This window comes from Stieleria sp., assembly GCF_041595215.1.
Lineage (GTDB): Bacteria > Planctomycetota > Planctomycetia > Pirellulales > Pirellulaceae > Stieleria > Stieleria magnilauensis.
Genome location: NZ_JBFHKV010000363.1, coordinates 1 through 7,371 on the forward strand (window position 1 = coordinate 1; position 7,371 = coordinate 7,371).

The 7,371-nt window shown below is 59.4% G+C and carries 5 protein-coding genes; 3 read left to right on the forward strand and 2 right to left on the reverse strand.

Annotation, left to right across the window (positions count from 1 at the left end; all coding sequences use genetic code 11):
* Nucleotides 1-229: 229 nt before the first annotated feature.
* The gene (locus ABX749_RS15265) at nucleotides 230-1,720 is read right to left on the reverse strand and encodes a GntP family permease (protein WP_372896729.1); all 1,491 of its coding nucleotides are present in this window, start codon (nucleotides 1,718-1,720) and stop codon (nucleotides 230-232) included.
* A 244-nt stretch (nucleotides 1,721-1,964) separates the two neighbouring features.
* Between ABX749_RS15265 and ABX749_RS15270 the strand changes: the two genes are divergently transcribed.
* The 3 genes from ABX749_RS15270 to sdhB all read left to right on the forward strand — a co-directional run bounded on the left by ABX749_RS15270 (nucleotide 1,965) and on the right by sdhB (nucleotide 5,874).
* Nucleotides 1,965-2,861, forward strand: coding sequence for a succinate dehydrogenase cytochrome b558 subunit (locus ABX749_RS15270; RefSeq protein WP_372896730.1), 897 nt, complete (start codon nucleotides 1,965-1,967; stop codon nucleotides 2,859-2,861).
* Between the two features lie 73 nt (nucleotides 2,862-2,934).
* Complete coding sequence (gene sdhA / locus ABX749_RS15275) at nucleotides 2,935-4,917, forward strand: succinate dehydrogenase flavoprotein subunit (RefSeq protein WP_372896731.1); 1,983 nt, start codon at nucleotides 2,935-2,937, stop codon at nucleotides 4,915-4,917.
* Nucleotides 4,918-5,022: 105 nt separating this feature from the next.
* Nucleotides 5,023-5,874: a succinate dehydrogenase iron-sulfur subunit gene (gene sdhB / locus ABX749_RS15280; protein ID WP_145207953.1), complete on the forward strand. Its 852-nt coding sequence runs from the start codon at nucleotides 5,023-5,025 to the stop codon at nucleotides 5,872-5,874.
* Nucleotides 5,875-6,092: 218 nt separating this feature from the next.
* On the opposite strand, the gene ABX749_RS15285 is transcribed toward sdhB, so the two are convergent.
* Nucleotides 6,093-7,371, reverse strand: a 1,279-nt coding sequence (locus ABX749_RS15285; RefSeq protein ID WP_372896732.1) for a DUF58 domain-containing protein, incomplete at its 5' end; no start/stop codon positions are given.

Here is a 7,371-nt window from a genome sequence, read left to right on the forward strand (position 1 = left end):
GCCGACTACAGAGGACTCGTCGCCTCGTCCACTACCCGAAAATTGAGCGGAGGACTCGTCGCCTCGTCCACTACCCGGAAATTGAGCGGAGGACTCGTCGCCTCGTCCGCTACCCGGAAATTGAGCGGAGGACTCGTCGCCTCGTCCACTACCCGGAAATTGAGCTGCGATAGACTACTAGCGCTCCAACAACTTTTTGATTTACGTAGCCAGAGCACTAGCCAACCGCTCACCCCACTCCCGGGAATAGCCACGCCATCAACAGGCAAACGATCAGTGCGGACAGACCTGTCGCGATGCTCATCGGCGAGATCACCTTCAGCCCTTCGGCTTCGGTCATCCCGCTCATCCGGGTGATCACCCAAAACGCGCTGTCGGTCATCCAGGACACCGGCTTGCTGCCCGCCCCGATCGCCATCGCCAGATAGACCGGGTGGAAGGGCAGGTCCGCCGAAAACGCGAATCCTTGCAGAACGCCCGCCGAGGTGATCATGGCAACGGTGGCAGATCCTTGCAGCGTTCGGATCGCCGTGGTCACGCAAAAGGCCAGCGGCAACAACATCAGTCCGGCGTTGGCGTCGACCAGCGATCCCACCGCCGTTGCGATCCCCGCTTGGCGCAACATCGCTCCGAACGCGCCGCCGGCGGCGGTGATCAAAATGATGTTCCCCGCCGAAGCCAACGAGCGGCTGACCAGCGATTTGCGTTGGTCCGCATCGATGTACCGAATCAACGTCATGCCAAACGCCAGCCCGATCGCGATCGCGATGTTCTTGTCACCGACCAGCTTCAGCACGTCGGTCAACCCGCTCGGCTCCACCGCGCCCGACTTCAACAGGTACGCCAACACACTGCCGATCGTGATCAGGATGACGGGGATCACGATCGGAAGCAGCGACTCGAGGAAGCCCGGTGAACGGCCGCGGTCGTGCGGGTCGGGCGAGCTTCCTGGCTCCACTACATCGGTTTCGGCTGCACCTGGTTGTGACTCATCGGACTCTTCTTCCGGCACCGACTCCCCAGCGATCTCGCGAAGTGGAACGTCGACGAAGCGATTGATCAGTCGCGCCGACGCCAGGGACAACACGCTACTCATGCTGCCCACGACCAGCCCGACTCCCAGCATCACGCCGACATCGACGTTCAAGATTTCGGCGACCTGCAGCGGCCCTGGAGTGGGAGGGACCAGCGAGTGCGCGATCGAACCGCCGGCCAGGATCGCCAAGATAAACAGCACGTAATCGCGACCGACGACGCGGCGCAACGATCGCGCCAAGGGAATCATCAGGTAGAACACCGTGTCGAAGAAGACTGGGATTCCGATGATGAACGAACTCACCGCCAGCGCTTCGGGGGAACGTTTCGGGCCGACCCACATCAACATCCGCGCGACGATCGTTCGGGCCGCGCCGGATTCCGACAAGCATCCGCCGATCACGCTGGCCAACGCAATTAAAATCCCAATTTTTCCGGCCGTCGAACCGAACGCCGACGTCACACGTGCGGCCGCACTGCTGTGCGTAAATGACACGGCCGCTTCCGGCGTCCACTCCTTCGCGGCAACCTCCGCGTCGGCGTACTGCTGAAGCGATTCCGGGGTGGTCAAACCCGCAACCAGCAATCCGGCCAATAATAATGTTAAAAACGCGTGCAGCCGAAACACGAGAATGCTGACCAAGACCACGACAACCGCTAGGGCAACGATCAACCAGATGCTCATCAACAACTTCTTGGTGTGCGGATTCTGAGTGTGCGGATTGCGCGTCGAACGCAAATTTCGAGAGTCTGTCTGCGTCAATCCGTCGATCTAGGCGTGTGGGCCGATGCAGCCTACAGTATGCCGTGAAGAACCTTAACAAAATTCGCAGGGCCGCGCGGCCGATGGCAGACTGCGGTATCTTACCGTGGCGCCTGCACCATGCGTCGCCTTCGATTTCCTCCCAACGCACCGGTCAAGAAGTCACGTGTCCGACTCCAACTCCGATTCAAACAGCGAGCCGTCGTTTTTCACCAAGCATGAATTTGCGATCCGCCGACTTCACTCGTTGACGGGAATCGTGCCGCTGGGTCTTTACATGTGCGTTCACCTGACGACGAACGCAAGCCTGCTGGGAAGTGTCGAGATTTTTCAGCGTGCCGTCTTCTTGATCCACAGCCCCGGTCCACTGCTGCCGCTGATCGAGTGGGGCGGGATTTTCCTTCCGCTGCTGTTCCACGCCGGTCTCGGGATCTGGATCGCCAAGACAGGCCGCAGCAACAGCAGCCAGTACCAGTTCACCAACAACAAACGCTACACCTGGCAACGTTGGACCGGATTCATCGCCCTGGTGTACCTGTTTCTGCATGTCATGCACCTGCACGGCGGGATTCACGCCGAAGGCTGGATGAACGCGATCTACAAAGTGGGATTCGGCCGATTCAGCCCCTACAACGCGGGCAGCTCGTTGGTCGACGCAATGAATCTCGGTTACGGGATCATCTGGCCGGCGATCTACCTGGTCGGCGTCCTGGCCTGCGTCTACCACTTTATCAACGGACTGTGGACCGCAGGGATCACCTGGGGGCTTTGGATTTCACCCCAAGCTCAGGCGCGGGCGAGCAAGGTTTGTGTGGCGCTGGGCGTGGTTTTAACGGTTATCTCGCTGGCAGCCTGGGCCGGAGCCGTTTTCCCGAGCAAAGACGACGTCGCGAAGATGCGTGCGATCGAAGACCGCATGTACGAGGCGGGGGTCGTGTCCGGAACCGTTCTCGAGAACGAACACAAGCGTGACTTGCGCGGTCGAGCGGCGGCGGCTGAGGAGTCCGACGACGCATCTGACGGCGAACAAGCATCCACTGGAACGACGGAGCCGGCGTCCTGACGCTGTTCGACTCCCGCCCGTTTACGCAATCCCATTCGAATCAACACACTCAACTCTTTCATCCTCAGTCACTATGTCAAATCAACGTGTGGTCGTCGTCGGTGGTGGTCTTGCTGGTCTCGCCTCGGCGATGAAATTGGCGGAACTGGGCGTCGCCGTCGACCTACTCAGTCTGACCCCCGTCAAGCGGTCCCACAGCGTTTGTGCCCAAGGCGGTATCAACAGCTGCAACGACCAAACTCGTCAGCTGGGTGACAACGAATGGAAACACTTCGACGACACGGTCTACGGCGGTGACTTTCTCAATCACCAACCGCCGGTCAAAGAGATGGCGTACTGGGCGCCCAAGGTCATCGATCTGATGGACCGCTTGGGCGTTCCGTTTAACCGCACCGGCGAAGGTTTCTTGGACCGACGTCGTTTCGGCGGCACGCTCTACAAACGAACGGCCTTTGCCGGAGCGACGACGGGACAACAGCTGCTCTACGCCCTGGACGAACAAGTCCGTCGCCGCGAATCGGAAGGCCTGATCCGCAAGTTTGAATTCTGGGACTTCTTGGGGCCGATCCAAGACGAGACCGGACGTTGCCGCGGCGTCGTCGCGCAAGACATGGTGTCGATGGAAATTCGAGCGTTCCCCGCCGATGCCGCCGTCGTTGCCACCGGCGGTTGTGGTCTGGTGTACGGTCGCAGCACGATGAGTGTGTTCTGCACCGGCAGTGCCGCCAGTCGCTGTTTCCAAGCCGGCGCAAAATACGCCAACGGCGAGTTCATCCAAGTCCACCCGACGGCGATTCCCGGTAGCGACAAGCTGCGTTTGATGAGCGAATCGGCCCGCGGCGAAGGCGGACGCGTCTGGGTGCCCCGCAAGCCACATGACTCGCGGGCCCCTCGCGACATCCCCGCCAGCGACCGCTACTACTTCCTCGAAGAACGGTATCCCGAATACGGTAACCTGGTGCCTCGCGACATCGCGACTCGCGAGATTTTTGACATCTGCGTCAACGACGGACTCAGCGTCGACACCGAACGGATGTGCGTTTACTTGGATTTGACCCACATTCCCAAAGCGGAATTGGATCGAAAGCTCGGCGGGATCCTCGAAATCTACGAGAAATTCCAGGGCGTCGATCCGCGGATCGAACCGATGCGGATCTTCCCCGCGGTCCACTACAGCATGGGCGGATTGTGGGCCGATTACGTCAAGAGTGCCGACGGAGGCCTGGAAGCCGGCGCACCGGCCAATCACATGACCAATATCGAAGGGCTCTACGCCATCGGTGAATGTGATTACCACTACCACGGTGCAAACCGATTGGGCGCCAACTCGTTATTGTCTTGCATCTTTACCGGTTTGTTTACCGGACCATCGATCGTCAATTACATCGACAATCAATCCGGCGGGCATGCCGACATCGACGCCGCCACGCTGTCCGGTGCCGTCAGCAAACAACAAGAACGTCACGACTCGCTGTTGACCGGCAACCCCGGCAGTGATGAGAACCCCTACCTGATTCACCAGGAACTCGGGGACATCATGACGCGGGCCGCGACCGTGGTGCGACGCAACGACCAATTGACCGATGCAATCGAAAAAGTGAACGAATTGCACGACCGCGCGATGAAAGTCAACTTGTCCGACACCGGCAGCTGGTCCAACCAGAACGTGATCTTTGCCAAATCACTCCAAGACATGTTCCCGATCGCCAAGTCAATTCTCGGCGGCGCGCTGCGGCGTGACGAATGCCGCGGTGCCCACTTTAAACCGGACTTCCAAAAGCCTTCGCTGACCGCGGAAGACCCGGCCGCGCGGCGGAAGCAGGCCGAGGAGTGGTGCGACGCGTTCGAAAAGAACAACGACAAATACTTAAAAAGCACCATCGCCGCTTACGACAACGCTTCGATGCAACCACAGTTCAGCTACGAAGACGTGGACACGTCGCTGCAACCGCCACGCCCGCGACTGTATGGGCTTGTCGGTGCCGATATCATCGAAGAGGTGTGGAAAGAGCGGGCCGAAGCGAAAAAGCAGCAACCCCAAATGGCTTCCTCCTAAGACATCGCTGCTCGTTTGTCCCAAGCGAGTTTTCGGTCAGACGACCGAGATCAAAACAGACCATCCAACGAACATTCAACTTTCGACAATTTCATAGGTCAACGCATGATTGCCCTGGATCCCGCCGCGAATCGCCCCCAGTTCATCAACGTCCGCGTCAAGCGACAAGATGGTCCTGGTCAAGAGCCGTATTGGCAATTGTTCAAGATCGACTACGAGCCGGAATTGAATGTGATCTCGGTTCTTCAGCGAATCGCCGCGCTCAGCAAGACGTCAGACGGCAAGAAGGTGACACCAGTCGTCTGGGATTGTGGCTGTCTGGAAGAGGTCTGCGGCGCCTGCACCATGCAAATCAACGGGCGCGTCCGGCAGAGCTGTAGTGCGTTGGTCGATCAACTGCTCAAAGACAACGCCGACGAAATCGTCTTGGAACCGATGAGCAAGTTCCCCGTGCTGCGCGACTTGATGGTCGACCGCCGGCGGTTGTTCAAGGCACTCGAAAAGGTCAAGGCTTGGGTCCCCGTCGACAGCTATTACAACATGGGTCCCGGCGAGCGACAGCTCCGTGCCACCCAAGAACAGAACTACCCGCTCAGCCAATGCATGAGCTGCGGTTGCTGTGTCGATGCCTGCCCACAGTACAACAAGATTGAACTGGAGCGGAAAAAGGACGAGACGGAGGAAGAGTTCAAGAAACGCGAAGAGAAAGCCTGGGACAAAGCGTTTGTCGGTCCCCACGCGATTTCTCAAGCGATGCTGTTCAACAATCACCCGACCGGCAAGTCGATCGCGGGCGAGCGGTTGGATGCACTGACCGCACCCGGCGGAATCCAAGCCTGCGGCAATGCACAAAACTGCGTCGCCGTTTGCCCCAAAGAAATCCCGCTCACCACCTCCATCGCCCGCGCCGGACGAGCCACCACGATCCACACCATCAAGAAGTGGTTCGAGAAGTAGAGTACTGGTGAAAGAGGTTGAGTCACCTCAGATCCCGACGATGTTAGCGGAACGGCGCGAGCCGTCCGGTATCGGGTTGAAGTTAACTTCAAAACCGGAGGGCTCGCGCCCTGCCGCTAACAAAACAGACGCCGTTTGTCCGCCGCGGATCGCGCCATTGATCCCACGATCCCCTACCGGGGCAACGCACAACACAGAGCGCTCGATGCGCCAGCACCTCACGCCGTCCGCAGATTCACTTCTCGACACAGACTGCGGATCGATTGCTCATCGGCCAAATGAAACGTGGGGATATTGGCGGCGATCAAGGGACCGGCGAGCGCACTGTAGTCGTTGATGTCCAGCGTGTTGATGATCGCCGCGACCGCTTTCCCACGGCGGGCAAATCCGATCAGGGTCGACAACGCGTCCGGAGTCGCCTGTTGCAAGATCGCAATCAGCGTCGTCTCGTTGCTGATCCGTGATTCCGTCTCATTGAGCAGTTCGGCAAGCGTCATGCCGTCGCTGCGTTCCAATCTCGCCAGCGTGGTTCGCAACTGTTGCAGGTGCACCGCGCCCCGCGACGCGTCCAGAACGACAGGCCGCAACCGATCGTTTTTGTCGAGCATCGTCGCAGATTGCTTGGCTTGGTCACGGACACGGTGGTCGCCGATCCAACCATCGGTGCGGATTCGGTCCGCGGCGTCGCGTCCGTTGGTGATGAACCCGAACGGTTGCGATTGATCGTGCAGTGAACTGGCGATCGAAAATGCGGCGGTGATCGCCAGGTCGGTTCGAATCGGCTCATGCTGGGTCGGATTGGTCTCGGTGTGCATGTCAAGCACCAACGTGGCTCCCGCGATCGACGTCGGCTCGTAGACCTTGCTGTGCAAGACGCCGGTGCGTGCCGTCGCGGACCAATGGACGCGTCGCATCGGGTCGCCGGGTTCCCAACGACGAATGCCGCGTAATCGAGTGGGATCTTCCATCACATTGTCGCGCATGCGGATTTCGCCCATCGGCCGACGTGACGCGATTTCATAATCGTCCAGTTCCACCGTCTTGGGCAGCACGGTCAAATACTGGGGGTGGGTTCCGAGCCGGTAACGGCGGTACAAACCCATCAAGTCACCGGTTTCCAGCACCGTGGGGCCGATCTGAAAATAGCCGCGGCGATTGCACTGAATCGTGTAGTCCAGATGCCGTGTTTGTCCGGGCCACATCAACAGGACCCCGATTCGGTCGCCCTGAACGTCCAGCGTCGGTGGCGTGTGAATCGTCGCCCAGCGAGGAATCAAATCTTCGACCAGCAACCAAAACACCGGGATCTTGCTGGTGTTGGTGACCGAAACCTTGACGTTCAGCGATTCTCCGATTTTCAGTTCTGCGTCGCCGCCTTCGCGGGTGGCGATCGAGCACCGGGTCCAGGTCAGCGCCAAGAATCGATTGATCAAGATCACCGCCGCTGCGACGATCGCGGCAAGCACCCACAACGAACCGCCGAACGCAAGCCCCAGC

Excerpts from the sequence above, each read along its gene's own strand:
- ABX749_RS15265 (WP_372896729.1), bottom strand. The coding sequence starts at position 1,720 with ATGAGCATCTGGTTGATCGTTGCCCTAGCGGTTGTCGTGGTCTTGGTC.
- sdhB (WP_145207953.1), top strand. The coding sequence starts at position 5,023 with ATGATTGCCCTGGATCCCGCCGCGAATCGCCCCCAGTTCATCAACGTC.
- sdhA (WP_372896731.1), top strand. The coding sequence starts at position 2,935 with ATGTCAAATCAACGTGTGGTCGTCGTCGGTGGTGGTCTTGCTGGTCTC.